The organism is Erwinia sp. 198 (assembly GCF_003937915.1).
Lineage (GTDB): Bacteria > Pseudomonadota > Gammaproteobacteria > Enterobacterales > Enterobacteriaceae > Erwinia > Erwinia aeris.
In genome coordinates this window covers 25,785-51,860 of sequence record NZ_RHUM01000010.1, presented here as the reverse complement: position 1 = coordinate 51,860, position 26,076 = coordinate 25,785, and the positions used below count along the sequence as shown (strand labels likewise).

Genomic DNA, 26,076 nt, shown 5'->3' with positions numbered 1-26,076 from the left:
TGGGCGTCAGGCACGGACGGCAGAGCCCGGCATCAGAACAGCTCGTGGCTTTCGCCGTTGTCCATCAGCGTGGTGCCGACATCATGGACGGAATACTCGGTCGGCTGCGTACCGTTAATAAAGTACTCCTGACGGGTATTGCCGCCGCCGTTGGCCAGCTTGCCGGTACGGCGATCGATGGTGACGGTGACCACGCCTTCAGGCGGCGTCAGCGGCTGCACCGGTACGCCATCCAGCGCGACCTTCATGTAGTCGTCCCACGCTGGCTGAGCGCTCTTCGCGCCGCCTTCATAGCCTGAAATCTGATCTTTAATCGCGCCGGAAGCGGTCGTTCGGCCTAAATCGCGACGGTGATCGTCAAAACCGATCCACACAGAGGTCACCACGCCCGGACCATAGCCTGAGAACCAGGCGTCTTTCGAGCTGTTGGTGGTGCCCGTTTTACCGCCGATATCGTTGCGCTTCAGATCGCGTCCCGCGCGCCAGCCGGTGCCCATCCAGCCCGGTTCGCCAAAGATATTGGAGTTCATCGCGCTTTTGATCAGGAATGAGAGCGGCGTGTTAATCACGTGTGGCGCGTACTGTTCATCCTGCTGTGGCGGCTGGGAAACCTGCTCCAGCTGCGGCTGCGGAACGACTGCGTTGGCGCCCTGCTGCGATACCGTCGGATTTTCCACGCTGTCTTCATTCAGCGCTACCGCTTTCTGCGTCTCGCCGTAAATTACCGGCAGATTGCATTCCGGGCAGGCTACTTTCGGCGTGGCTTCAAACAGCGTATTGCCCTGTTCATCCTCAATCTTGCTGATAAAGAAAGGATCGACGAGGAAACCCCCATTGGCCATCACCGAATAGCCGCGCACCATCTGCAATGGCGTAAACGAAGCGGAGCCAAGCGCCAGCGATTCGGTGTGCACGATATTCTGCGCCGGGAAGCCAAAGCGTTGCAGATACTGCGCGGCGTAATCAACGCCCATCGCACGCATGGCGCGCACCATGACCACGTTCTTTGACTGACCCAGCCCCTGACGCAGGCGGATCGGGCCGTCGTAGGTCGCCGGTGAGTTTTTTGGCCGCCAGTCAGCGCCCGAACCGGCATCCCAGCGGGAGATCGGCACGTCGTTCAGAATAGAGGCCAGCGTCAGCCCGCGATCCATCGCTGCGGTATACAGGAACGGCTTGATGTTCGAGCCTACCTGACGCAGCGCCTGAGTCGCGCGGTTAAATTTGCTCAGATTAAAGTCGAAACCGCCTACCAGTGCGCGAACGGCGCCGTTGTGCGGATCCAGCGAAACCAGCGACGAGTTAACGTCCGGCACCTGCGCCAGCCACCAGCCGGTATCCATCTGGCGTACCCAAATCTGCTGGCCGGGCTGCACCACTTCGGTCACGGAAGTCGGCGTGCGGCCCTGGACGGTGTCGGATTTATAAGGCCGCGCCCAGCGTACGCCAGCCAGGTTCAGCGTCACGCTGGTGCCGTCGCGCATCAGTACCGTGGCTTCTTCACGGTTGGCTTCGGTTACCACTGCCGGGAAGAGCGGGCCGTAAACCGGCAGCGCCTTCAGCGTTTTCAGGATCTCCGTACGGCCCCAGGCAGTCTGGCCGACTTTCCACAGCACGCTGGCCGGGCCGCGGTAGCCATGACGCATATCGTAATTCAGCACGTTGTCCTGCAACGCTTTCTGCGCGCCCAGCTGTAATTTACGGGTAATGGTCGTGGTGACTTTAAAGCCGTCGTTATACGCGTTGTCGCCGTAGCGTTTCACCATCTCCTGACGCACCATCTCGGTCAGATAGGGCGCGGAGAAGGCGATTTCCGGCGCGTGATAGTGCGCTTCCAGCGGCGAAAGGCGCGCTTCGTCATACTGCGCCTGCGTAATGTAATTCTGATCCAGCATGCGGCTAAGCACGACGTTGCGACGAGACAGCGCGCGCGTAGGGGAATAGAGCGGGTTAAAGGTCGACGGCGCTTTAGGCAGACCGGCGATCATCGCCATCTCGCCCAGCGATAACCGATCGACATTTTTGCCGAAATAGACCTGTGCGGCCGCGCCCACGCCATAGGCGCGGTAGCCCAGATAGATTTTGTTCAGGTAAAGCTCAAGGATTTCGTCTTTGCTCATCATCTGCTCAATGCGAATGGCGAGGAAAGCCTCCTTGATTTTACGCATCAGCGTACGCTCGGGGCTGAGGAAAAAGTTACGGGCCAGCTGCTGCGTGATGGTACTGGCACCCTGGGAAGCGTGGCCGGAAACCAGCGCAATGCTGGCCGCGCGGAAAATGCCGATAGGATCGATACCGTGATGCTCATAAAAGCGGCTGTCTTCGGTAGCGATAAAGGCCTTGACCATTTCGGGCGGGATCTGCCCAAGCTTTAACGGGATGCGGCGCTTTTCGCCGTATTGAGCAATCAGCTCGTTATCCGCGCTGTAGACCTGCATGGGTGTTTGCAGCCGGACATCTTTCAGCGTGGCGACGTCGGGCAGCTGCGGCTGTATGTACTGATACAGACCATAAATCGAGCCGGCTCCCAACAAAATGCAACACACTGCAAGGATCAAAAAATACTTTACGAACTTCACCTGATATTTTCCATCTTAAGTCGCCTGGACAGTTTATAAACAATCGCGCGGTAGTATAAAGGCAAGCCAGAGGCCTGGATACATCATTTTTCTACTGAGCAGGGAGACCGCGCGAAATGGCATTTCAGACATGGCAAGTCGGCCTGGATATTCAGAACGGACAGCTTTGCGCCCTGGGTATTCAATACCGTCGTAACGGCTGGCAACTGCGCCACTGGTGGCAACATGCGCTGCCGCACGATACGTTAACCAACGGGCTGGTGCAACGGCCCGACCCGCTTATTCCCCTGCTGCGACAGTGGCGAAAACGACTGCCGCGGCAGATCTCGCTGCGCATCGGCTTCCCCGCCCGGCTGGCGTTGCAGCACGCGCTGGCGCTGCCGCAGACCCCACTGCGTGAAGCAGAGCGTAGCAGCTATATCGCAGCTGCGGCGAAGCGATTTTTTCCGATAGAGCCTGAAAAACTTGCGCTTGACTACCGCCAGGCGGCTGCCGACAGCGGGCGGCTGTGGCTGACCGCCGCCCGTCGGGACGCGGTTCATGGCTGGCTGTCGGTGCTGAAGACGGCGGGACTCAATCCGCAGGTGCTGGAGCTGGCTCCGGCCGCGCTGTTCGCGCTGGCGCAAAGCCTGCGGCTCAGCCCGGACGCCGTGCTGGTGCACCGTTTACCCGACCACTGGCTCTGGTTTGACGCGCGGCTACAGCCGCCATGGGGCTGGTGTCCCGCTGATGACGCGGCCAACCTGGCGGCGCTGCGCAAAAAATACCTCGCCGATGCGGCCACGCTTTACTATAGCTCGGCCCTGCCGGAAGCGCTGCCTGCCGATGCGCTGTGGCTGGAGCCACTGGCGGCTTTCGCGTTTAAGTCACTGCCGTTGCCCGCGTGCAGCGGCGCTTTTGCGCTGGCCGCCGGGCTGGCGCTACGGCCGGAGGACGCCTGATGGTCTGGGTAAATTTTCTTCCCTGGCGTCGTCAGCGGCAGCGCCAACAGCTGCGCCGCGACGGCCTGCTGCTTGTGGCGCTACTGGCTCTGTTGCTCGCGTTGACAATGCCCTTGCTGGAGCAGCAGGCGCTCGGCAAGCGGCAGCAGACCGGCCTGCACTGGCTGAAAGAAACCAACGGCCAGCTCGACAGGCTCAGCGCTCGCCTGGCTCGTCTGGAAGCCCGGCGCGATACGCTTCGGCATACGCTGGCCATCAGAGAGGGAAGACAGGCGCGCCTGCGCGAGTGGCGGGCATTTACGCGCGACCTGGCTGCAACTCTGCCAGCGGCGCTTTGGCTGAGCGAAATCAGTAAAACCGCGCAGGGTCTGACCGTCACCGGATTTTGCCTGCGGCTGGCGGAAGTTGAGGCGTTTCGCCAGCAGTTAGAGCGGTTTCACCTGTTTCAACAGGTCAACACCGGCAGGCTCAGCCGCGACGGAAAGGGCATTATCCGCTTCAGCCTGGAGGCCACGCTGCCGGAACAGGAACATGAATAGCGTTCTGCTGCATCGCTGGCTCGTCTTGCCGTTCTGGCTAAGGCTGCTGCTGCTGGCGTTCTGCTTTATCACCGGCGCGCTGCTGGTACGCCAGGCCTGGCTGCGGCCTCTTCAGCAGCAGGCTTTACAGGTGGCGCAGCAGCGGCAACAGGAGCACAAGCGCTATCGGCTGCTGCTGCGCAATTTGCAACAGCGAAGCTCGCTGCGCGAAGCTGAAGCAGATATCGCCAGCCTGCAGCTGGCGTTACGGCCTGAGACGGCGCGGCCTTTTTCGTGGCTACAGCTGAGCGAGGCGGCGGGCAACCGTTTACAGGGCTGGCAGCCAACGCCCCAGGGCGGCGAATTGACCCTGCTGCTTAGCTGGCCGCAGCTGCAGTCCGCGTTTCGCTACCTGAGCGAGCGGCAACCTGCCGTCAGGCTGGCGCAGTTCAGCCTGAAGCGGATGGATCAACAGCTGCTGTTAAACCTGGTGGTGCAATATGAACGCTAGCGCCTTTTTAAAGGGGGGGTTAAAACGCCCGGCAATGCTGGTAGCTGCACTGCTGCTGGGGAGGAGCGCGCTGGCGGCCCGCGATCCCTTTTCGCCACCGGAAAGCGTGCTTTGCGACGCTCTGTTACCCATGCCGCCGCCGCAGCTGCGCGGCATCATCGGTCGGCCTACAAACTACCGCGCCTGGCTGGTGACCCGTAGCGGCAGCGGTAAATTATGGGCTGCGCAGAGCTGGCCGGACGCTTACTGGCAGCTGCGGGACGTTACCGCGCTGGGTATTACGCTGGTGGCCGCCACGCCGTGCAGCGCGCCCTTAAGCATTAACTTGCAAGGAAGCCTTTATGAAACGCATTCGCCTGTGGAAAGTCCTCCTGCTGCTGACGCTGTGGCTGGCAACGCCATTGCGGGGCAGCCCGGCGCCGCTTTCTCTGGCATTCGATGACGCACCCGTCGGGCAAATTCTTCAGGCGCTGGCTGACTATCAGCAGTTGAATTTGCTGGTCGCGCCCGGCGTCGAGGGACGGCTTTCCATCCGTTTAAAAGAGGTCAGCTGGCAGCAGGCGCTGACGCTGGTTTGCCGCCTGGCGAAGCTGAACGTGAATAAAGAAGGCAACGTGCTGCTGGTTTTCCCGCAGAGCTGGCAGGAAGAGCAGCAGCGACGGCAAACGCTTGAGCGGGAAGAGGCGGAAAAGGCGCTGCCGCTTGATACGCTGGCGTTGCCGCTACGCTATGCAGAAGCGGAAAAAGTCTATGGCAGCCTGCAAAGCGCGCAGGCGAAGCTGCTGAGTTCGCGCGGCAGCGTGACGGTAGATAAACGCACCAACAGCCTGATCCTGCGCGACACCCGTTCCGCGCTGAACGAGATCCAGCGCTGGGTCACGGCGCTGGATACGCCGCTGGAGCAGGTCGAACTCGCCGCGCATATCGTTACCCTCAGCGAAGAGAGCCTGCGCGAGCTGGGCGTGCGCTGGGGTCTGGGCGGCGAAGAGCAGATTGCCCGCGCGCTGCGGGTCAGCCAGCTGCGCGTGGCTCTGCCGGTGGCTAATCCCACGCTCGCCCTGGGTTTTACCCTGGCGCGCCTGAATGGCAGGATGCTGGATCTGGAGCTGAACGCGCTGGAGCAGGAAAACAAGCTGGAGATTATCGCCAGCCCCCGACTGTTCACCTCGCATCAGCAGCCCGCCAGCATTAAGCAGGGCACTGAAATTCCCTACGAGGTTTCCAGCGGCAGCAACGGTAAAACCAGCGTGGAGTTCAGGGAGGCGGTATTAGGCATGGACGTAACGCCTTACGTGCAGCCGAACGGCCGCATCCTGCTTAAGCTGCATATCAGCCAGAACCTGCCCGGTAGTACGGTACGCAGCGGCGAGGGCGAATACATCGCCATCGATAAACAGGAGATCCAGACTCAGGTCACGCTGAAAGATGGTGAAACGCTGGCGCTGGGCGGCATTTTCCAGCAGCAGCGGGCAAAAGGGCAGAGCCGGGTGCCGTTTCTCGGCTCTGTACCACTGTTGGGCGCGCTTTTTCGCCATGCGACTACCGGTCAAAAAAAACGTGAGCTGGTGATCTTCATTACCCCAAGACTGATCCGTGATGAGTAAAGCTTTTTTGTAACAAACTGAGCGAGCGAGGCCTTTTTTAGCGGATTGCGGCCATATGCGTTTGACGCAAGAGCGGAATTAGCTTACAAGGTTTAGCGATTTTTGAATTACAGGCCTCGGTTTGGCTTTAAGAAAAAGCATTTACCCGTTTTTTATCGTGCGCAACCGGCGTAGCCGTGTGACATCGGCGTGATAAATGAAGCGGACTGAACGCGCCAGCTGTGGGCGCAATGGGCAAGGTCAATTTAATCGGTTGCCAAAACACCTTCAGTGTTGAGATAATTTTCCTCTGACTCTCGCACTATCGCTCATGAGGTTTCAGTTCATGTCCTGTCCGCTATAGGACGGGGTATCATTAACGAATTGTCTTAGTAATACCGAAAAAATGGCAGAGAAACGCAATATCTTTCTGGTTGGGCCTATGGGTGCCGGCAAAAGCACTATTGGGCGTCAGTTAGCTCAGCAACTCAATATGGAATTTTTCGATTCCGATCAAGAAATTGAGCGACGTACCGGAGCGGATGTGGGCTGGGTGTTCGACGTCGAAGGCGAAGAAGGCTTCCGCGATCGCGAAGAAAAGATCATTAACGAACTCACCGAGAAGCAGGGCATTGTCCTGGCGACCGGCGGCGGTTCCGTTAAGTCTCGCGAAACACGCAACCGTCTTTCCGCTCGCGGCGTGGTGGTCTATCTGGAGACCACGATCGAAAAACAGCTGGCTCGTACGCAGCGCGATAAAAAGCGTCCTTTGCTGCAGGTGGATTCTCCACCGCGCGAAGTGCTGGAAGCGTTGGCAGACGAACGTAATCCGCTGTATGAAGAGATTGCTGACGTCACCATTCGTACCGATGACCAAAGCGCTAAAGTGGTCGCGAATCAAATCATTAACATGCTGGAAAAGAGCTAGCGGCTCTGCTCCGCCTGCGGGCCGAAAAGGAGTGCTTCATGGAGAAGATTACCGTCACTCTGGGGGAACGCAGTTACCCCATTACCATCGCTGCCGGACTGTTTAACGATCCGGCTTCTTTTTGGCCGCTTAAGGCGGGCGAGCGGGCAATGCTGGTTACTAACGACACGCTGGCACCGCTCTATCTTCAACCTGTTCGTCAGCGGCTGGAAAGCGCTGGCGTAGAAGTGGACCAGGTGATCCTGCCCGACGGCGAGCAGCACAAAACGCTGGCGGTAATGGATCGGGTCTTTACCGCGCTGCTGGAAAAACCGCACGGTCGCGATACCACGCTGATTGCCCTGGGCGGCGGCGTGATTGGCGATCTGACCGGTTTCGCGGCGGCCAGCTACCAGCGCGGCGTGCGGTTTATTCAGGTTCCTACCACGCTGCTGTCGCAGGTGGACTCCTCAGTTGGCGGCAAAACGGCCGTTAATCATCCTCTTGGCAAGAACATGATCGGCGCGTTCTATCAGCCGGCTTCGGTAGTCATTGATATCAACTGCCTGAGCAGCCTGCCCGCTCGCGAGCTGGCGTCAGGTCTTGCGGAAGTGATCAAATACGGCATCATCCTCGACGGTGAGTTCTTCTGCTGGCTGGAAGCTAATCTGGATGCGCTGCTGGCGCTGGACGGCAAGGCGATGGCCTACTGTATTCGCCGCTGCTGCGAGCTGAAAGCCGAGGTCGTCGCCGCCGACGAGCGCGAAATGGGACAGCGCGCGTTGCTGAATCTGGGCCACACTTACGGACACGCCATCGAAGCGCATATGGGCTACGGCAACTGGCTGCATGGTGAGGCCGTGGCGGCCGGCATGGTAATGGCTGCGCGTACCGCAGAGCGGCTGGGCGAGTTTTCCGCTGGCGATACCGACAGGATCATCAGCCTGCTGCAGCGTGCCGGACTGCCGGTGCACGGCCCGGAGAGCATGGCGGCGGAGGATTATCTGCCGCATATGCTGCGTGATAAAAAAGTGCTGGCGGGCGAGCTGCGTCTGGTGCTGCCGCTGGCTTTAGGACAGGCCTGCGTGCGCGGCGGCGTTGCGCATGATACGGTGCTGGCAGCGATTAACGACTGTCAGAAACCGGCCTGAGCCGTTAGTTAACTACTGGCGTACACGTAAAGCGGCGCGGCTGCTTTACCGGAGGAGGTGAAATGGACGATTTTAAACCGGAAGATGAGTTAAAGCCTGATACCAGCGATCGCCGTCCACAGCGAGCGCGAAAAACGTCCTCTGCCCCTAAGGTGCCGGTATCACGCCAGCATCTGATGATGGGGGTAGGCGTACTGGTGCTGCTGCTGATCGTGCTTGGCATCGGTTCAACGCTGAACTCGTCGGACAGCGGCGATAAAAAAGCCGCCCAGACGCCGGCCACCTCCGGCGGCAGCGATAAAAATATCGATCTGACCGGCTCTTCTTCCATGAGCGGACAGAGCGGCGCGCAGCAGCCTGGCGCTGATGCAGGCGCCTCTGGCACGGGCGGGCAGCCTGCTGAGGGCTCAGCCGCATCCGGTAATGCACCTCAGGAACTGAGTGCCCCGCCGGTCGCCTCCACGCCGACCGAAGCGCAGCCCGTGCAGACCCCTGCGGGCCAACAGCGCGTCGAGCTGCCGGGCGATCTCAATAGCGCGCTCTCTAACCAGCAGAATCAGGTGGATGCGGCCAGCACGGATATGCAGGGCAGCTCGCTGCCGCTGGCGCCGGCGACCGTTGCGGACGGCGGCACGGCTGGCAAACCGGTCACCACGCCGCAGACGTCTCAGCCTGCGCCTGCACGTTCGGCTACGCGTCAGCCTGCCGCGCCTCAGCAGCACACCAGACCCGCCACGCACAAACCCGCGGCGGCGAAACCGGTCGCAAAAGAGAGCCACAGCGCGCCGGTAGCCGCGCCTGCTGCGGTAACCGGCGGCAACTATACGTTGCAGTTGAGCAGCGCTTCGCGTCCCGATACGCTTAACGCTTGGGCGAAAAAGCAGAACCTGAGCGGCTATCACGTGTATAAAACCGCGCGCAACGGCCAGCCCTGGTACGTGCTGGTAAGCGGCGCTTACGCCACGCCGGCAGAGGCAAAACGCGCGGTAGCTTCGCTGCCCTCAGAGGTGCGGGCGAAAAACCCCTGGGTGAAACCTGTCAGCCAGGTGAAAAAAGAGTCAGTAAATTAACGGCTATTGAACCTGACGATGTTCTCTGCCGGCCCGCGTTATGCGGGCTGGCAATTTAAAGCGCAGATATGCTGTCGGTGTAACCGCAGCCAGAAGAGTAAGTGTAATAAAACGACGGCATGAAAAAAAATCGCGCTTTTTTAAAATGGGCGGGCGGCAAGTTCCCGCTGCTTAACGATATCCAGCGTCACCTGCCGGAAGGGGATTGCCTGATTGAACCCTTCGTTGGCGCAGGGTCCGTATTCCTCAATACGCATTTCTCGCGCTACGTGCTGGCGGATATCAACAAAGATTTGATCAACCTGTACAACGTGGTAAGAGATCGCGCGGACGATTTTGTGGCGGATGCCAGCCAGCTGTTCACGACCGAAAGCAACGACGCTGAGTTCTACTACGCTCGCCGGCTGGAGTTTAATCGATCTACTGATGCCTGGCGCCGCAGCGTGCTGTTTTTGTACCTTAACCGCCACTGCTACAATGGACTGTGCCGCTACAATTTAAGCGGCGAGTTTAACGTACCTTTTGGCCGCTACCGCAAACCCTATTTTCCTCAGGATGAGCTGTACTGGTTCTCCGAGCGGTCGCAAAACGCCACCTTTATCTGCGAATCATACGCTGATACGCTGGGCCGGGCAGAGCCGGGATCGGTGGTCTATTGCGATCCGCCCTATGCACCGCTGTCGGCCACGGCAAATTTCACCGCTTACCACACCAACAGCTTTAGCCTGGCGCAGCAGCAGCACCTGGCGGAGCTGGCGGAGAAGCTGGCGCGTGAAAGCCGTATTCCGGTACTGATCTCCAATCACGATACGCCGCTGACCCGCGAGTGGTATCAGGCCGCGCAGCTGCATCAGATTAAAGCTCGTCGCTCGATCAGCCGCAGCGGCAGCGGGCGTTTGCAGGTCAACGAGCTGCTGGCGCTGTTTAGCAGCGACTGATCCTCAACAGCACTACGTGCCTGTCGCCAGGCGCGCTAAATTGGGAGAAATGGATGAAAAAGTTTTTGCTCGCTCCGTCAATTCTGTCTGCAGACTTTGCCCGCCTGGGTGAAGACACGGCCAAAGCGCTGGCTGCCGGTGGCGATGTCGTGCATTTCGACGTCATGGATAATCACTACGTGCCTAATCTGACGATGGGGCCGATGGTGCTGAAAGCGCTCCGTGATTACGGTATTACCGCCCCGATCGATGTGCACCTGATGGTGAAACCGGTCGATCGCCTGATCCCCGATTTTGCCAAAGCTGGCGCCAGCTATATCACCTTCCACCCGGAAGCGTCCGAGCATGTCGACCGCACGCTACAGCTGATCAGAGAGCATGGCTGTAAAGCAGGGCTGGTGTTTAACCCGGCCACGTCGCTCAGCTATCTGGACTACGTTATGGACAAAATCGACGTGGTGCTGATCATGTCCGTTAACCCGGGCTTCGGCGGCCAGTCGTTTATTCCCGGCACGCTGGACAAGCTGCGCCAGGCCCGTAAGCTGATCGACCAAAGCGGCTACGATATTCGTCTGGAGGTGGACGGCGGCGTGAAGACAGAAAACATCGGCGAAATCGCCGCGGCCGGCGCCGATATGTTCGTGGCCGGATCCGCTATCTTCAATCAGCCTGACTATAAAAAAGTCATTGATGATATGCGCACGGAACTGGAGAAATCTCGGCATGGCTCATTTCACTGATATTCGCGCGCTGGCATTCGATCTTGACGGCACGCTGACCGACAGCGCGCCGGGCCTGACCAGCGCGGTAGACGCCGCTTTGCAGTCGCTCAACCTTCCGGCGGCGGGGCTGGAGCGCGTCTCCACCTGGATTGGCAACGGCGCGGACGTGCTGATTGAACGCGCGCTGACCTGGGCGCTGGGACACGCGCCGGAAAGCGATCTGCTGCGCGACGCGCGGGTGCTGCTTGATAAGCATTATGCTGTCGTTGTCGAAAGCGGCAGTAAACTCTTCCCCGGCGTAAAAGAAGGCCTGCAAAAACTGGCGGCCACCGGGATGCCGATGGCGATTGTGACCAACAAGCCGACGCCGTTTGTCGCGCCTTTGCTGGCCTCGCTCGGTATCGACGACTGCTTTTCGCTGATTATCGGCGGCGACGACGTGACGGCGAAAAAACCGCATCCGGCCCCGCTGTTTCTGGTGCTGGGCAAGTTCGGCCTGCTGCCTGGCGAACTGCTGTTCGTGGGCGATTCCCGCAACGATATTCAGGCGGCGAAAGCGGCGGGCACGCCCTGCGTAGGGCTGACCTATGGCTATAACTACGGCGAGCCGATTGCGAGCAGCCAGCCGACGCTGGTACTTGACCATTTTAACGATTTGTTGCCCGCATTAGGGCTGTAACGACCAGGACGAAAAAGATGAAACCCATCGTATTTAGCGGCGCGCAGCCTTCCGGCGAACTGACCATCGGTAACTATATGGGGGCGTTGCGTCAGTGGGTCAGCATGCAGGATGACTACAACTGCATTTACTGCATAGTCGATCTTCATGCCATTACGGTACGTCAGGATCCGGCTGCGCTGCGCAAAGCGACCCTGGATACGCTGGCGCTCTATCTGGCCTGCGGCATCGATCCCCAGAAAAGCACTATCTTCGTGCAGTCGCACGTGCCGGAGCACACGCAGCTGAGCTGGATCCTGAACTGCTATACCTACTTCGGCGAGCTGAGCCGCATGACGCAGTTTAAGGACAAATCCGCACGCTATGAAGAGAACATCAACGCGGGCCTGTTCGATTACCCGGTGCTGATGGCGGCGGATATTCTGCTTTATCAGACCACGCAGGTGCCGGTTGGCGAAGATCAGAAGCAGCATCTGGAGTTGAGCCGCGACGTGGCCGCGCGTTTCAATGCGCTCTATGGCGATGTGTTTAAGGTGCCGGAGCCGTTTATTCCGAAATCCGGCGCGCGCGTCATGTCGCTGCTGGAGCCGACCAAAAAGATGTCCAAGTCGGACGATAACCGCAACAACGTGATCGGCCTGCTGGAAGATCCGAAGTCGGTGGTCAAGAAGATCAAGCGCGCCATGACCGATGGCGACGAGCCGCCGGTCGTGCGCTACGACGTAAAAAACAAAGCGGGCGTTTCTAACCTGTTGGATATCCTGTCCGGCGTGACCGGCACCAGCATTCCCGATCTGGAAAAGCAGTTTGAAGGCCAGATGTATGGGCACCTGAAAGGCGCGGTAGCCGATGCGGTTTCCGGAATGCTGAGCGAGCTGCAGGAGCGCTATCATCGTTATCGCAATGATGAGGCTTTCCTGGAGCAGGTCATGCGTGACGGCGCGGTGAAAGCTCGCGCACAGGCGCAGGAAACGCTGAAAAAGGTCTATGAAGCCGTAGGCTTTGTCGCTCAGCCATAACGGCTAACCTGAACGGCGCCCTTGAAAATCGGTCAGGGGCGCCGTTTTTTTATGGGCTGGCTAAAACCAGCGCAGCGGCTCGCGTAAGGCCACCACCCGACCAATGATTATCAACGATGGGCTTTGCGCCTGCGTAGCCAGCTCGGCCAGCTCGCTCAGCTGCCCTGTCACAACGCGCTGTCGGGTCGAGGTACCGTTTTCCACCAGCGCCGCCGGCATCCCGCCGCTCATGCCGTGCGCCAGCAGCTGCCGCTGGATCTCCGCCGCCTGCGTCAGCCCCATATAGAACACCAGCGTTTGCCGTTCCGCCGCCAGGTTTTGCCAGTCCAGCTCACCGTTTTTCTGCACGTGGCCGGTCACCAGCCGCACGCTCTGCGCATAATCGCGGTGGGTAAGCGGGATGCCGCTGTAGGCCGAGCAGCCCGAGGCGGCGGTAATGCCCGGCACCACGGAAAAAGGAATGCCCGATCCGGACAGCGCTTCCAGCTCCTCCGCGCCGCGTCCAAAAATAAAGGGATCGCCGCCTTTCAGCCGCACCACGCGTTTTCCCTGGCCCGCCTGCTCCAGCAGGATTTGATTGATGGCCTCCTGCGGCACGCAGTGATAGCCCGCGCGTTTACCGACGAAAATCCTTTCCGCATCGCGTCTGACCAGCTCCAGCACCTCTTCAGACACCAGCCTGTCGTAGATCACCACGTCCGCCTGCTGGATCTGCTGTAGCCCTTTCAGCGTCAGCAGGCCCGCGTCGCCCGGCCCGGCGCCGACCAGCACCACTTCGCCCTGTTGCGCCAGCGGCTCGTTAAACAAGGCCTCCGTCAGCTTTTCCGCCTGCTTATCGTCCCCGTTGGCGAGAGTTTGCGCCAGCCGGTCGTGGTGGAAAAGTTTTTCCCAAAAGCGCCTGCGTTGCCCGATCTGGCTAAAGGTTGATTTTACCCGTGGCCGTAACGCGCCCGCCCACGCGGCAACTTTGCCCAAATGCTGCGGCAGCAGCGCTTCGATTTTTTCCCGCAGCAGGCGAGCCATCACCGGCGCGTCGCCAGCGCTGGAAATAGCTATCATCAGCGGCGAGCGGTCAACCACGGAGGGCATGATGGCGCTGGCCCGGGCGGGCGCGTCCACCACGTTGCAGAACATCTGCCGGGCGCTGGCACAGGCGCTGACCCGCTGATTGATCTCATGGCTGTCCGTCGCCGCTATCGCCAGCCAGCAGCCATCAAGGTGTTCAGGGCTGAAGCGCGTTTCCCGCAGCGTCAGCTTACCGGCCTGCTGCCATTCGTAGAAGGGGGAGGAAAAATGCGTGGCGCAGACGCGGACAGCCGCGCCAGCCTTCAGCAGCAGCCGCGCTTTGCGCTCGGCCACGGCGCCGCCGCCGACCAGCAGGACGGTTTTATGGCGCAGGTCGCAAAAAAGAGGAAACCAGTTCACAGAAAGCTCGCAATAAAAAAGGGCCGCAGTGCGCGGCCGTGAAAAGAGAGAAGGGCTTATATCGCCACTTCCACCATGCCGTCGCGGACTCTGGCAGGCCAGGCGGGAACAGAGCGGCTCTCATCCTCCATACAGACGCCGTCGCTCAGGCGAAAACGCTGCTTCTTCAACGGGCTGGCAACCCACAGGCTTTGCTGGTGCTCGGCAATCAGGCCACGTGAGAGCACGCTGGCCTGGGCAAAGGGATCGATATTGCTCAGGGCGAACACCGTTTCGTCGGCACGAGGGCGAAACAGGGCAACCTGTTCCCCCGCGACCAGCGCACAAACGCCGGTGGCGGGCTGAATACTCTTTAACGGGCAAACGCTATGCCACTGGCTCATGGCTGCTCCTCCATAACGACGGGAATACGCTCTTCGGGCCGGGCGGGCCGGTGTTGCTGACGCTCCGGCACGCTCTGCACCAGCGGATCGTGGCTGTCGCTGTTGATAAAGTGGCGGAAGCGGGCAAGCCGCTCCGGTTGCGCAAGGGTTGCCTGCCATTCACAGACGAAGCGCTCGCGCAGGCGGGCCAGGTCGGCCTCCAGCTGCGCGTTGAGGCCCAGCTTGTCGTGGATAATGACCTGGCGCAGATAGTCAATGCCGCCGTCCAGGCTCTCCAGCCACAGCGAGGTACGCTGTAATTTATCGGCGGTGCGGATGTAAAACAGCATAAAGCGATCCAGATAGCGGATAAGCGTGTCACGATCCAGATCGGCCGCCAGCAGATCGCCGTGGCGCGGCTTCATGCCGCCATTGCCGCAGACGTAAAGGTTCCAGCCTTTTTCCGTAGCGATGATGCCAACATCTTTGCTTTGCGCTTCCGAGCATTCACGGGTGCAGCCCGACACGCCAAACTTCATCTTGTGCGGCGTGCGGATGCCCTTATAGCGATTTTCCAGCTCCACGCCCAGCCCGACAGCGTCGCCGACGCCGAAGCGGCACCAGCTGCTGCCTACGCAGGTTTTCGCCATGCGCAGCGCTTTGGCGTAGGCGTGGCCGGTTTCAAAACCGGCCTCGATCAGCGTCTGCCAGATGGCGGGCAAATCGTCTTTGTGCGCGCCGAACAGGCCGATACGCTGCGAGCCGGTGATCTTGGTATAAAGGCCGTAGCGACCGGCGACCTCGCCAATGGCTATCAGCCCGGCTGGGGTGATCTCGCCGCCTGCGGAGCGCGGGATCACGGAGTAGGTGCCGTCCTTCTGAATATTGCCAAGAAAGCTGTCGTTGCTGTCCTGCAAAGGCACCAGCGAAGGCTGGAGAGCATAATCGTTCCAGCACGAGGCAAGTAATGACGCTACCGTGGGTTTACAGACCTCGCAGCCGTAACCCCGGCCATATTTGCTAAGCAGATCATCGAAGGTTTGGATCGCTTCCACGCGGATCAGGTGATACAGCTCCTGGCGGGAATAGTGAAAGTGTTCGCAAAGGTGGCTGTTAACTTCGATGCCCTGGCGGCTCAGCTCGGCGTTCAGCACCTGGGTCATCAGCGGCACGCAGCCGCCGCAGCCGGTGCCGGCTTTGGTTTCCGCCTTCAGCGCCGCCACGGTATGGCAGCCGTTCTGGATCGCCAGTACCAGGTCGCCTTTGGTGACGTCAAAGCAGGAACAGATTTGCGCCGTTTCCGGCAGCGAATCCACGCCCAGCGCCGGTTTGCTTCCCGCATGGGCGGGCAGGATCAGCATGTCGGGGTTGTCCGGCAGATCGATGCCGTTAAGCATCAGCTGCAGCAGATTGCCATAGTCGCTGGTATCGCCCACCAGTACCGCGCCCAGCAGTTTTTTATTGTCCGCGCTGACGACCAGACGCTTATAGACCTCTTTGTTTTCATCCAGGTAGAGATAGCTGCGCGCGCCTTCCGTCCGGCCGTGCGCATCGCCGATACCGCCGACGTCCACGCCCAGCAGTTTGAGCTTCGCGCTCATATCCGCGCCGGTAAAGGCGTTTTTCTGACCCAGCAGGCTGTCTGCCGTGACCTGCGCCATTTTGTAGCCCGGCGCCACCAGGCCATACACGCGTTCCTGCCAGGCGGCGCATTCCCCGATGGCGTAAATATCTGCATCCGTAGTGCGGCAGCTGTCGTCAATCACTACGCCGCCGCGCGGGCCAATGGCAAGGCCGGCTTCTCTGGCGAGACGATCCTGCGGGCGAATGCCGGTGGAAAACACGATAAAATCGACCGCCAGCTGGCTTTCATCCGCAAACTGCAGGATTTTTCCGCCTGACGGGCCGTCAGTAATCTGCCGGGTATTTTTGCTGGTATGAACGGCAACGCCCATGCCTTCGATTTTTTTCCGCAGCAGCTTTCCGCCCAGCGGATCGAGCTGTTCCGCCATCAGCACGGGTGCGAACTCCACCACGTGCGTTTCCATGCCCAGATTTTTCAGCGCACCGGCGGCCTCCAGCCCCAGCAGGCCGCCGCCGATCACCGCGCCGCTGCGGCTGTGACGAGCGCAGGCTTCGATTGCGTCCAGGTCGTCCAGGGTACGATAAACAAAGCAGTTGTTACCGTCGGCGCCTGCAATCGGCGGCACCCAGGGATAAGAGCCGGTCGCCAGCACCAGCTTATCATAACTCACCGCGCGGCCCTGGTCGGAATACACCACCTTTTCACGGCGGTCGATTGTTAAGGCCTTTTCACCAGTTAGCACACTTACTTTATGCTTTTCGCAGAAGCCTTCCGCCACCAGCGAAAGAGCCTCGGCGCTGTGATGGGTGAAATAAGCGGAGAGATGCACGCGATCGTAAGCCAGGCGAGGCTCTTCGCAAAAAACCGTGATGTCGAACTGCTCCGGTGCGGCCTTTTCGGCCAGCTCTTCCAGCAGGCGATGCCCTACCATGCCGTTGCCAATAATAACGAGTCGGGTGCGCATTTGTGCCTCACATTACAAAATAATGCCGCTACAATAGCGCGCAAAACTCCAGGGTTATTGATGTATATCAAGCCAGTTTTTAAATACCCCTTTATGGGTAGATCGATGATTTTTAAGCTTTTTTAAGTAAGTTATGGATTTTACTGGTATTGCCCCCGTCTCGCTCCGCCACAAAGGATGGTATGGTTAAAAAAACCACTGACGTTCAGGAGCGTGTCTATGCAGGCTATTCCATTAAAAAGCATTCACCATGTGCGATTGCCGTGGCGTGAGGGACTCTGGCAGATTGCTATCCGCGACGGTAAAATCGCCACGATCTCGCCGCAGGCGCACGGCACCGCGCCGGAAGGATCGCTGGATGCGGAGGGCGGGCTGGCTTTTCCGCCTTTTATCGAGCCGCATATCCATCTTGATACCACCCAGACCGCAGGCGAACCGGCCTGGAATGAGTCCGGTACGCTGTTTGAAGGTATTGAACGCTGGGCAGAGCGCAAAGCCGTATTGGATCATGAAGATGTCAAAACCCGCGCGCGGCAGACGCTGAAATGGCAGATCGCCAACGGTATCCAGCATGTGCGCACGCACGTAGACGTGTCCGATCCCTCGCTTACCGCGCTGCGGGCCATGCTGGAAGTGAAAAGCGAGATGGCGCCCTGGGTCGATATCCAGATCGTCGCGTTTCCGCAGGAGGGCATCCTCTCTTACCCCGATGGCGAGGGCCTGTTGGAAGAGGCGCTGCGGCTGGGCGCGGACGTGGCTGGCGCTATCCCGCATTTTGAATTTACCCGCGAGTATGGCGTAGAGTCGTTGCATAAGACTTTTGCGCTGGCGCAGAAGTATCAGCGCATGATTGACGTGCACTGCGACGAAATCGACGACGAACAGTCGCGTTTTGTGGAAACCGTCGCGGCGCTGGCGCTGCGCGAGAAGATGGGCGCCCGCGTCACCGCCAGCCATACCACGGCGATGCACTCTTATAACGGCGCTTATACTTCGCGCCTGTTCCGGCTGCTGAAGCTTTCCGGCATCAATTTTGTCGCCAATCCGCTGGTGAATATCCATCTCCAGGGACGTTTCGACAGCTATCCCAAACGGCGCGGCGTAACGCGGGTAAAAGAGATGCTGGAGGCGGAGATCAACGTCTGCTTTGGCCACGATGACGTTTTCGATCCCTGGTATCCGCTCGGCACCGCCAATATGCTTCAGGTGCTGCATATGGGAATGCATGTTTGTCAGCTGATGGGGTACGGCCAGTTGGATGAAGGCATTAAGCTGATTACGCATAACAGCGCCAGAACGCTACAGCTGCAGGATTACGGCATTCAGAGCGGCAACAGCGCCAACCTGATTATCCTGCCTGCGGAGAACGGTTTTGATGCGCTGCGGCGTCAGGTGCCGACGCGCTATTCTATCCGTCAGGGGAGAGTAATTGCACAAACGCAGCCTGCGGCAAGCACAATTTATTTGGCGGAAAGCGAAAAGGTGGATTTTCGGCGCTAATAAAAAAGGCCGGTTTCCCGGCCTTTCCTGTTAGTGCGAGGACATATGCCCGTGCAGTTTGTGTTTGCTGACAAAGCCCAGCAGCAGGCACATTACGAACACCACCGCGTACAGCATGTTGGCGGTAGAGAGCGCGGCGTGGGCGCCATGTTTATCCACAATCGGGCCGGTGACCACGAAAGTCAGCATGGTGCCGACGGTGCCGCAGGTCAGAATAAAGTTCACCAGCTTTGGCGAAGAGACCTTAGTCTGGAGCGATCCCAGCGTAATAATCGTGGTGTAGATTGCGCTGGAGAAGAAGCCCAGGCTCATCATGATCCACTTCAGCATAGCGGCGTCGCTGCTGCTGATAAACCAGTACATCAGCGCCGTTGCCAGCAGCGCCAGTACGGTGACGATGCGCTGCGGATCGAAAAAGCGCAGAATGGCGCTGAACGCCCACATGCCGATCATATAGGCGGTCCAGAAGTTGCCGACCAGCGCGCCAGCCTGCGTCAGATCCATGCCCATGGTTTTTGTGGCGTACAGCGGCACCCAGCCGATAAAGCCAAGCTGGCCGAGGATATAGCAGAGCGCGGCGATCGACAGGAACAGCACGCCGATGCCCCATTTTTCTTTTTCCACGTTCTGGACCGCGGCTTTTTTGCCCAGCACGGGAAACTCAAAGCAGAGCGCCAGCACAAAGATAGCCAGATAGATCACGCCGATACAGACATAAACCCAGTACCACGGCAGCGAGCGCGCCAGCAGCGCGGCGGCGATAATGGGGAAAATAGTGCCCGCCATGCTGAAGAAGGAGTCGGTAAACAGCAGGCGCGAACCGCGCTGACGGCCTTCGTACAGATGGGTGATCAGGAAAGTACCAATTGACATGGTGATGCCGCTGACCACGCCCAGCACGAACATACAGAGCGAGAAGACGCTCAGCGAGTGGCTGGTCATCAGCCCCAGAATGGCGAGCACCATCAGCACGAAGCCAAAAATCAGCTGTCGGCGCAGAGGAATGATTTCCATCAGCCAGGCGTTAAGAAACACGGCGACTAAAATGCCGGCGTTCAGGAAGGTGAAGGTGTTGCTCATCTGCGCGACTGGCAGATGAAAATAGTCAGCAATATTTTCCAATACCATACCGGTGACGATTACTACCGCGCCGGTTAGCGCATAAGAGAAAAAGCTGATCCAGGTAAGCCCGATTCGATCGCGATTAGTCATAGTTGTGGCCCATGGAGTCAAAAATTGTGAGGCTGGACGCTCACGCTAAGCGCGGGCAGTTTAGCTGGATTCGTGATCTGCTTAAATAAATAATGCAAGTTTACCCAGCGATTTCAGGATATTCGTGATGAATATCACCGTTTTTTGCCCAGCGAAAGCGTTTGCGTCGACCCTTCGCGCGTAAAAATAGGTAAAACGCTGGCGCAGGGATAAGCGCCTCTTTACAATCAGTTTTCGGCCTGTAGCCCTTAAGTAAGGAATCTTTTATGTTAAAACGTACTTTGACAGCGGTCGCCACCGTGTTCGCGTTATCCACGCTCTCTGCTTCCGCCCTGGCGGCAAAAGGAGATACGCACGTGCTGCTGACCACCTCTGCTGGCAATATTGAGCTGGAACTCAATAATCAAAAGGCCCCGATTTCCACGAAGAACTTTGTTGATTACGTCAACAACGGCTTCTACAACAACACCGTTTTCCATCGCGTGATCCCGGGCTTTATGGTGCAGGGCGGTGGCTTTACCGCCGATATGCAGCAGAAACCTACCGCCGCGCCGATTAAAAACGAAGCGGATAACGGCCTGCTGAACAAGCGCGGCACCATCTCTATGGCCCGCACCGCCGATAAAGACAGCGCTACCAGCCAGTTCTTTCTCAACGTAGCGGACAACGCTTTCCTGGATCATGGCCAGCGCGACTTTGGCTATGCCGTCTTTGGCAAAGTGGTGAAAGGCCAGGAAGTGGTGGATAAAATCGCTCAGGTGCCGACCCAGAATATGGGGCCATACCAGAACGTGCCGGTTAAACCTGTCGTGATCCTTTCCGCAAAAATCCTGCCTTAACGCTCCGGTCGGGGGATTGCTGCTGATAATCAGCTAAGCTTTTAGCAGCGATTACCCCTTCAAGGAGAACTCATGTCCAGAAAGCTCACCGACAAGCAAAAAAATACGCTCTGGCAGCAGCGTCTGCCGACCAACTTTTTGGCGAGCTTTTTATTAACGGGTTCCCTGCCCGAACTGGGCGCGCGCAATCCGGGCCTGCCTCATCTGCGCGCCATGCACCGTGCGCTTTTTCAGGATGTGCTGGAGGAGGCGGGCGAGCTGCGCGAAGTCGATATCACCATCGGCGACACGCCCTGTTGCCACTTTGAATACATTGAGAAAGAAGGCAACGCGCTGATGCAGGCGCTGGAAGAAGAGAACGGTCTGGCCGATCTGCCGCTGGATCGCATGGCGGAAAGGCTCGCCTGGTACTACTGCGAGCTGACCGTGCTGCATCCTTTTCTGCGCGGCAACGGACGCGCCCAGCGGCTTTTCTTCGAACAGTTGATTATTCACGCCGGCTGCGACATCCAATGGAGCCTGATCGACAGCGAAAGCTGGCAGGCGGCCGTTAAGGCAAGCCTGGCAGGCGACTTATCGCTGCTGGAAGCCGCTTTCGGCAAAGTCATCAGCGAGCGGGAAGAAAACGCGTAGAATGGCAGCGTTTCTTTTTTTCCGGAGCCCGTATGCTGCTGCTGATCGATAACTATGACTCTTTTACCTGGAACCTCTATCAATATTTTTGTGAAGCGGGCGCAGATGTTCACGTCAGACGTAACGACGAGCTGACGCTGGCACAAATAAGCGAGCTAAAGCCTGAACATCTGGTGATTTCGCCGGGGCCGTGCACGCCCAACGAGGCGGGCATTTCTCTGGAGGCTATCCGGGCCTTCGCCGGAAAAATCCCGGTGCTTGGCGTTTGTCTGGGGCATCAGGCGATAGCGCAGGCTTTTGGCGCGCGTATTGTACGGGCGCGTGAGGTAATGCACGGTAAAACCTCGCTGATTGAGCATAATAACAGCGGCGTTTTTAACGGCCTGAATCATCCATTACGGGTAACGCGCTATCATTCGCTAATCGTCGAGGCCGCCTCGCTACCCGCCGACTTTGAGGTGACGGCCTGGTCGCTGCGGGACGGCGAAAGGGATGAGATTATGGGCGTGCGGCATCGTGACTTGCCGCTGGAGGGCGTGCAGTTTCATCCGGAAAGTATCCTCAGCGAGCAGGGGCATCAGCTGCTGAAGAATTTCCTCGGGCAATAAATTTGGTTGCCTTAAGGTGATTTTTTATGCATATTTTATGATTATAATTTCAGTGGCTCTGTAACGTAAAAAGATGAGGTCGGCAATGGCAGCGGATAAATTAGCGGTAACACGCTCGACGTTTGATGAAGTGATTTTGCCTGTTTATGCACCAGCACAGTTTGTGCCGGTTAAGGGAAAAGGCAGCCGCGTCTGGGATCAGCAGGGTAAAGAGTACGTCGACTTTTCCGGTGGTATCGCCGTTACCGCGCTGGGCCACTGTCATCCGGCGCTGGTGGAAGCGCTGAAAACGCAGGGTGAAACCCTGTGGCACACCAGCAACGTCTTCACCAACGAACCTGCGCTGCGCCTGGCCAGCAAGCTGATTGCCGCCACCTTCGCCGAACGCGTGTTCTTCGCTAATTCCGGCGCGGAAGCCAACGAAGCGGCCTTTAAGCTGGCTCGTTATTACGCGACTAAACGCCATTCGCCTTTTAAAAGCAAAATTATCGCGTTTCATAACGCCTTCCACGGCCGCACGCTGTTTACCGTTTCCGTCGGCGGTCAGCCGAAATATTCCGACGGCTTTGGCCCTAAGCCAGCGGACATCGTCCACGTGCCGTTTAACGACCTTAACGCGGTAAAAGCGGTTATCGACGACCATACCTGCGCCATCGTGGTGGAACCTGTCCAGGGTGAGGGCGGCGTGATGCCGGCTACTCAGGAGTTTATGCAGGGGCTGCGCGAACTGTGCGATCGTCATCAGGCGCTGCTGGTGCTGGATGAGGTACAGAGCGGTATGGGCCGCAGCGGCAAGCTGTTTGCGTATGAGCACTACGGCGTCCAGCCCGATATTCTGACCACCGCCAAAGCGCTGGGCGGTGGCTTTCCGGTCAGCGCCATGCTGACCACCAACGAGGTCGCCTCGGTGATGGCACCCGGCGTGCACGGCACCACCTATGGCGGCAATCCGCTGGCCTGCGCGGTAGCAGAAGCGGCGCTGGATATCATCAATACGCAAGAAGTGCTGAACGGCGTAGAGGCGCGCCGCGAGCAGTTTGTCATCGCGCTGAAAGCGCTGGACGCGCAGCTGGATCTGTTCAGCGAAATTCGTGGCAAAGGCCTGCTGATTGGCGCGGCGCTGAAGCCACAGCATGCCGGTAAAGCGCGCGATATTCTGAACGCCGCCGCCGCAGAAGGCGTAATGATCCTCAATGCCGGGACGGACGTCATCCGTTTTGCGCCGTCGCTGGTCATTGAACCGACCGATATTGAAGAAGGTATGAACCGCTTCGCCACCGCCGTGAAAAAACTGCTGGCTTAACTCGTCAGGCCGGAAGCCTCGCGCTTCCGGCTAAACAGGCGCGTCGTCTGCACCAGGCTGCTTACACGCGCCAGATTGCTTGATCCCAGATATTACAGTGGTCGGCAAGAGGCATGGGCCTGGAGTTCGTTTTTTCATAAAAAAAGTCTGCTCTTACCATTAATGTTTCCATAAAGGCCTCTGACCTTACGGCTTTATGCGCGTTGTGGAGAACGGCAATCAGGCAGGCATCACGCTCTGTATTAACAGCATAAACCAGATAGATATCACTTATTGCCTTTTGTGTTCGTCTGGTTCGGGTAGTCCATACGATCTTTGTACCAGCCGGGCCATAAGCGCTGGTGAAGATTTTGGCATCAGGTGAGAATGGCGAATTGAGGTGGTCAAAATAGTAGAAGGAGAGCGGAACGGCGTGTCTTTACCAAAAGAAGGATGGAAGCCTGTTTTCCAGTAGATTTTAAATGCTTCTTTAAAATCAAAAAGCTCTGTTGAACCTTTAGCCTGTTCGGCTTCCATTTTTTCTTTATAAAGCCTGTCCAGATAGACGCTCCCTTTCAGTGCCGTCATGCCAGATAGGTCTCATCATCCGAACTTTTTTCTTGCTGGCTTTGCTGTAAGGCCTCAATAAAATGAGCGGAAAGCTCCCGGCCCTTTGCATCAGAGACAGATGGCGTTTTTACGTAACTACGCGGCTCTGGCCTTTTTCTTTTTGTCTCCGCAGCCCATAACTTCTGTGCGGTGAGCGACATTTTATATGCAACAGGCATAAGTCCTCCTGAATTTTTTTACGCACTCACAGTATACATTATCACCAAAGGTAAACCCATCCTTATTGCTTTCTGCCATGGGAGAACGTTGCCAGCTTCCTGTTCATCTGCCACACGCGCCGAAAAACTTCTGCTCAGCATCATCAGGCTGATTTCCGTAAATGGCGCGACAGCCAGCGGCCATGATGAGGTCGGCTGCTCCAGGCCAACGAAGAAATAGTGTGCATCACGCCAAGATGTTCCAGGATGCGCTTTATGTGCCTTTCCATCACCGTCGTCGCGCCCTGCTGAAAGGGCGTATCCGTCTCCAGCACGTTGTTTGTAGAACTCGGCCCGTCGTACTCCAGCCGCTGCTGGCAGCGCTGTAGCGCAATCTCGCACGCCTGCAGATAGCGCTCGGCCAGCTGCGGTGTCAGCATGGTATGTTCACGCGCTAAAATGGTCATGGCGTTGATATGCTCAACGATAAACTGACTGTGCGTGACCCACAGTTTCATATCGGCCAGGTAGCGGTCGTCGAAACCCGGCTCCTGCATGGCCTGGTTCAGCGAGTTAAACAGCGCGTTGTGCGCCTGGTTAACGCGCATACGCTGCCAGGCAAGCTTCTGCGGGCTCTCTTCGTCCCCCAGCAGTTTCTGTAGCGCTTCCTGGTAGGTTTCCAGCGCGTCGTGCGCATTCTGCCGCAGCAGACCGCTTTGCCACTGCGGCCACAGCCAGATCATCCCGGCAAAGGCGATCAGGCAGCCCATCAGCGTATCCAGCAGGCGCGGCAGCAGAAAGTCGGCGCCGTTCAGCGACAGCAGCTGAAGCGAATATACCGCTGTAACGGTAAAGCCGATCGTCGCCAGACCATAATATTTGCGGATCACCAGATAGCCTGCCAGCGTCAGCGTCAGCATCACCAGCAGCACAGCCGATTCCGGCACCTGAAAGCGTAGCGTCAGCGCGGCCACCACCAGCCCGCCCAGCGTGCCCAGCGCACGATGCTGAATGCGTACCCTGGTCGCGCTGTAGCCGTTCTGGCTGACAAACATCACCGTCATCAGCAGCCAGTAAGGCTTGGGCAGATTAAAGGAGAGCGCCAGGGTGCTGGCGAAAGCGAGCATAACCGCAAACCTGGCAGCGGTGCGCAGCGCGGCGGATTTCAGCGACAGATAGCTTCTGATGGCAGATAGCAGCGGCAGTCGTTTCTGACGATCCGCCATCAGATCGCGCTGGTAAAGCGGACGCTGGGTACGCAGCACGCGGGCGATACGGCTGAAATGCCAGGCGCAAAAGTTGCCGACCGGGTTGGCGGGATGCTGGCGGGCAATTTTTTCCAGCGCCTGCAGCTGTTTATCCATGCTGAAACGTGTCGGCAGACGGTGATAGAGAATATCGTCCGCCAGCTCGCGCAGCCTGGCCGCGATGGTCTGCGCGTTCCAGCGGATCACCGCCTCGGCATGGCTCTGCTCCACCAGCTTCTGCACCTCTTCCGGCTGGTGCAGGCTGACGGCGATATGCTCCTGCAAATCCAGCGCGACCTGAAAAGCGCGGGTCAACCGCTTGTGGTGATTGTCATTGCTGGCGGCCAGCATATGCATTTGCTGGTAGCAGGTATTGATAAGGTCGACCGCTTTTTGCTGGCGTGCCAGCAGCGGCGGCAGCGTTTTTTCCGGGTCGGCAAGCTGCGTCAGCAGGCTGTATTTGGCCTCGCAGTAGCCGGCCAGTTCGCGATAAAGCAGGCTGAGCGTTTCCCGCATCGGCTGCTCTTTCCACAGCCAGAACCAGAACCAGTTAAAAAGGCCGTACCAGACCGTGCCCAGGATATAAAGCGATGGCGGCTGCCAGATGGGCATCCGACCGGCCAGGCTCAGGGTAAAGATGCCGGCAATCAGCGCGCCGGGCAGCAGTCTGCCATGCAGCGGGCTGATTTCGCCGGTCACGCCCAGCAGCATGGCCATGGAAAACAGGATGACGGGCAGGGGAACGGCATAGTGGCCAAGATACTGCACCAGAAAGCTGCTGAAGGCGAAAAGACCGCCGCCGATCAGCAGACGTTTAAAGAAGCGTCTATGCGGCGTATCCAGACCGGCAATATTGCAGCAGGCCGGCACCAGCGAGAACAGCAGGCCGTTTTGCAAATTGCCCAGCAGCCAGCCGACGGCGACGGGCAGGCAAAGCACCAGCGTCTGCCGCAGGGCGTAGTTAACTTCGGGATGGTAGATGAGTCGGCGCCACATTGCTTTGTACCCGCTGAAAAGGCGCAATGAAAGCATTG

Annotated in this window: 25 protein-coding genes; 17 read left to right on the top strand and 8 right to left on the bottom strand. The window is 58.5% G+C overall.

Annotation, left to right across the window (positions count from 1 at the left end; genetic code table 11):
• Positions 1–32: 32 nt before the first annotated feature.
• The gene (gene mrcA / locus EGK14_RS14870; RefSeq protein WP_125289877.1) at positions 33–2,579 is read right to left on the bottom strand and encodes a peptidoglycan glycosyltransferase/peptidoglycan DD-transpeptidase MrcA; all 2,547 of its coding nucleotides are present in this window, start codon (positions 2,577–2,579) and stop codon (positions 33–35) included.
• Positions 2,580–2,695: 116 nt separating this feature from the next.
• Here mrcA and pilM point away from each other — a divergent pair, with 116 nt between their 5' ends.
• The 12 genes from pilM to trpS all read left to right on the top strand — a co-directional run bounded on the left by pilM (position 2,696) and on the right by trpS (position 12,618).
• Positions 2,696–3,520, top strand: a complete 825-nt coding sequence (gene pilM, locus EGK14_RS14865) for a pilus assembly protein PilM (protein ID WP_125289876.1) — start codon at positions 2,696–2,698, stop codon at positions 3,518–3,520.
• Positions 3,520–4,059 carry a PilN domain-containing protein gene (locus EGK14_RS14860; protein WP_125289875.1) on the top strand — a complete coding sequence of 180 codons (540 nt, stop codon included), beginning with the start codon at positions 3,520–3,522 and terminating at the stop codon, positions 4,057–4,059. Before pilM ends, EGK14_RS14860 begins: the two co-directional genes overlap by 1 nt.
• Positions 4,052–4,549 carry a hypothetical protein gene (locus EGK14_RS14855; protein ID WP_125289874.1) on the top strand — a complete coding sequence of 166 codons (498 nt, stop codon included), beginning with the start codon at positions 4,052–4,054 and terminating at the stop codon, positions 4,547–4,549. The genes EGK14_RS14860 and EGK14_RS14855 overlap by 8 nt, the downstream gene beginning before the upstream one ends.
• Positions 4,539–4,991 carry a hypothetical protein gene (locus EGK14_RS14850; RefSeq protein WP_125289873.1) on the top strand — a complete coding sequence of 151 codons (453 nt, stop codon included), beginning with the start codon at positions 4,539–4,541 and terminating at the stop codon, positions 4,989–4,991. The genes EGK14_RS14855 and EGK14_RS14850 overlap by 11 nt, the downstream gene beginning before the upstream one ends.
• Positions 4,891–6,153: a DNA uptake porin HofQ gene (hofQ, locus tag EGK14_RS14845; RefSeq protein WP_125289872.1), complete on the top strand. Its 1,263-nt coding sequence runs from the start codon at positions 4,891–4,893 to the stop codon at positions 6,151–6,153. Before EGK14_RS14850 ends, hofQ begins: the two co-directional genes overlap by 101 nt.
• A gap of 385 nt (positions 6,154–6,538) precedes the next feature.
• Positions 6,539–7,060, top strand: coding sequence for a shikimate kinase AroK (gene aroK / locus EGK14_RS14840; RefSeq protein ID WP_034934892.1), 522 nt, complete (start codon positions 6,539–6,541; stop codon positions 7,058–7,060).
• Positions 7,061–7,098: 38 nt separating this feature from the next.
• Entirely contained in the window at positions 7,099–8,190 is a 1,092-nt protein-coding gene (gene aroB, locus EGK14_RS14835) for a 3-dehydroquinate synthase (protein WP_125289871.1), read from the top strand.
• Positions 8,191–8,252: 62 nt separating this feature from the next.
• Complete coding sequence (locus EGK14_RS14830; protein WP_125289870.1) at positions 8,253–9,260, top strand: SPOR domain-containing protein; 1,008 nt, start codon at positions 8,253–8,255, stop codon at positions 9,258–9,260.
• A 119-nt stretch (positions 9,261–9,379) separates the two neighbouring features.
• Positions 9,380–10,198 (top strand): adenine-specific DNA-methyltransferase, encoded by an 819-nt coding sequence (dam, locus tag EGK14_RS14825; RefSeq protein WP_125289869.1) that lies wholly within the window; start codon positions 9,380–9,382, stop codon positions 10,196–10,198.
• Positions 10,199–10,251: 53 nt separating this feature from the next.
• Positions 10,252–10,938 carry a ribulose-phosphate 3-epimerase gene (gene rpe, locus EGK14_RS14820; protein WP_125289868.1) on the top strand — a complete coding sequence of 229 codons (687 nt, stop codon included), beginning with the start codon at positions 10,252–10,254 and terminating at the stop codon, positions 10,936–10,938.
• Complete coding sequence (locus tag EGK14_RS14815) at positions 10,922–11,599, top strand: phosphoglycolate phosphatase (RefSeq protein WP_125289867.1); 678 nt, start codon at positions 10,922–10,924, stop codon at positions 11,597–11,599. The genes rpe and EGK14_RS14815 overlap by 17 nt, the downstream gene beginning before the upstream one ends.
• A 17-nt stretch (positions 11,600–11,616) precedes the next feature.
• Complete coding sequence (trpS, locus tag EGK14_RS14810) at positions 11,617–12,618, top strand: tryptophan--tRNA ligase (protein WP_125289866.1); 1,002 nt, start codon at positions 11,617–11,619, stop codon at positions 12,616–12,618.
• Positions 12,619–12,678: 60 nt separating this feature from the next.
• Here trpS and cysG read toward each other — a convergent pair whose 3' ends face one another.
• From cysG to nirB, 3 genes are read right to left on the bottom strand one after another with little or no spacing between them, the layout of a single operon-like run.
• Positions 12,679–14,043 carry a siroheme synthase CysG gene (gene cysG, locus EGK14_RS14805; protein WP_125289865.1) on the bottom strand — a complete coding sequence of 455 codons (1,365 nt, stop codon included), beginning with the start codon at positions 14,041–14,043 and terminating at the stop codon, positions 12,679–12,681.
• Between the two features lie 56 nt (positions 14,044–14,099).
• A complete protein-coding gene (nirD, locus tag EGK14_RS14800) occupies positions 14,100–14,426 on the bottom strand; it encodes a nitrite reductase small subunit NirD (protein ID WP_125289864.1) in 327 nt (108 codons plus the stop codon).
• On the bottom strand, positions 14,423–16,954 hold the full coding sequence (nirB, locus tag EGK14_RS14795) for a nitrite reductase large subunit NirB (RefSeq protein WP_125289863.1): 2,532 nt from the start codon (positions 16,952–16,954) through the stop codon (positions 14,423–14,425). The genes nirD and nirB overlap by 4 nt, the downstream gene beginning before the upstream one ends.
• Before the next feature lie 219 nt (positions 16,955–17,173).
• Between nirB and EGK14_RS14790 the strand changes: the two genes are divergently transcribed.
• Positions 17,174–18,454 (top strand): cytosine deaminase, encoded by a 1,281-nt coding sequence (locus EGK14_RS14790; RefSeq protein ID WP_125289862.1) that lies wholly within the window; start codon positions 17,174–17,176, stop codon positions 18,452–18,454.
• A 30-nt stretch (positions 18,455–18,484) separates the two neighbouring features.
• Here EGK14_RS14790 and tsgA read toward each other — a convergent pair whose 3' ends face one another.
• Positions 18,485–19,666, bottom strand: coding sequence for an MFS transporter TsgA (gene tsgA / locus EGK14_RS14785; protein ID WP_125289861.1), 1,182 nt, complete (start codon positions 19,664–19,666; stop codon positions 18,485–18,487).
• A gap of 266 nt (positions 19,667–19,932) precedes the next feature.
• Between tsgA and ppiA the strand changes: the two genes are divergently transcribed.
• The 4 genes from ppiA (at position 19,933) to EGK14_RS14765 (ending at position 23,049) form a co-directional block, all read left to right on the top strand.
• Positions 19,933–20,505: a peptidylprolyl isomerase A gene (gene ppiA / locus EGK14_RS14780; RefSeq protein WP_125289860.1), complete on the top strand. Its 573-nt coding sequence runs from the start codon at positions 19,933–19,935 to the stop codon at positions 20,503–20,505.
• A gap of 72 nt (positions 20,506–20,577) precedes the next feature.
• The gene (locus tag EGK14_RS14775; RefSeq protein ID WP_125289859.1) at positions 20,578–21,138 is read left to right on the top strand and encodes a putative adenosine monophosphate-protein transferase Fic; all 561 of its coding nucleotides are present in this window, start codon (positions 20,578–20,580) and stop codon (positions 21,136–21,138) included.
• A 32-nt stretch (positions 21,139–21,170) separates the two neighbouring features.
• Entirely contained in the window at positions 21,171–21,746 is a 576-nt protein-coding gene (locus EGK14_RS14770; protein WP_125289858.1) for an aminodeoxychorismate synthase component II, read from the top strand.
• Between the two features lie 85 nt (positions 21,747–21,831).
• Positions 21,832–23,049, top strand: coding sequence for an aspartate aminotransferase family protein (locus tag EGK14_RS14765; protein ID WP_125289857.1), 1,218 nt, complete (start codon positions 21,832–21,834; stop codon positions 23,047–23,049).
• 270 nt (positions 23,050–23,319) lie between these two features.
• Here the strand turns inward: EGK14_RS14765 and EGK14_RS14755 are convergent, their stop codons facing one another.
• The 3 genes from EGK14_RS14755 to EGK14_RS14745 all read right to left on the bottom strand — a co-directional run bounded on the left by EGK14_RS14755 (position 23,320) and on the right by EGK14_RS14745 (position 26,038).
• Positions 23,320–23,616, bottom strand: a complete 297-nt coding sequence (locus tag EGK14_RS14755) for a type II toxin-antitoxin system YafO family toxin (protein ID WP_125289856.1) — start codon at positions 23,614–23,616, stop codon at positions 23,320–23,322.
• Complete coding sequence (locus EGK14_RS14750; RefSeq protein WP_125289855.1) at positions 23,613–23,816, bottom strand: hypothetical protein; 204 nt, start codon at positions 23,814–23,816, stop codon at positions 23,613–23,615. The genes EGK14_RS14755 and EGK14_RS14750 overlap by 4 nt, the downstream gene beginning before the upstream one ends.
• A gap of 143 nt (positions 23,817–23,959) precedes the next feature.
• Positions 23,960–26,038, bottom strand: coding sequence for a YccS/YhfK family putative transporter (locus EGK14_RS14745; protein WP_125289854.1), 2,079 nt, complete (start codon positions 26,036–26,038; stop codon positions 23,960–23,962).
• Between the last annotated feature and the right edge of the window lie 38 nt (positions 26,039–26,076).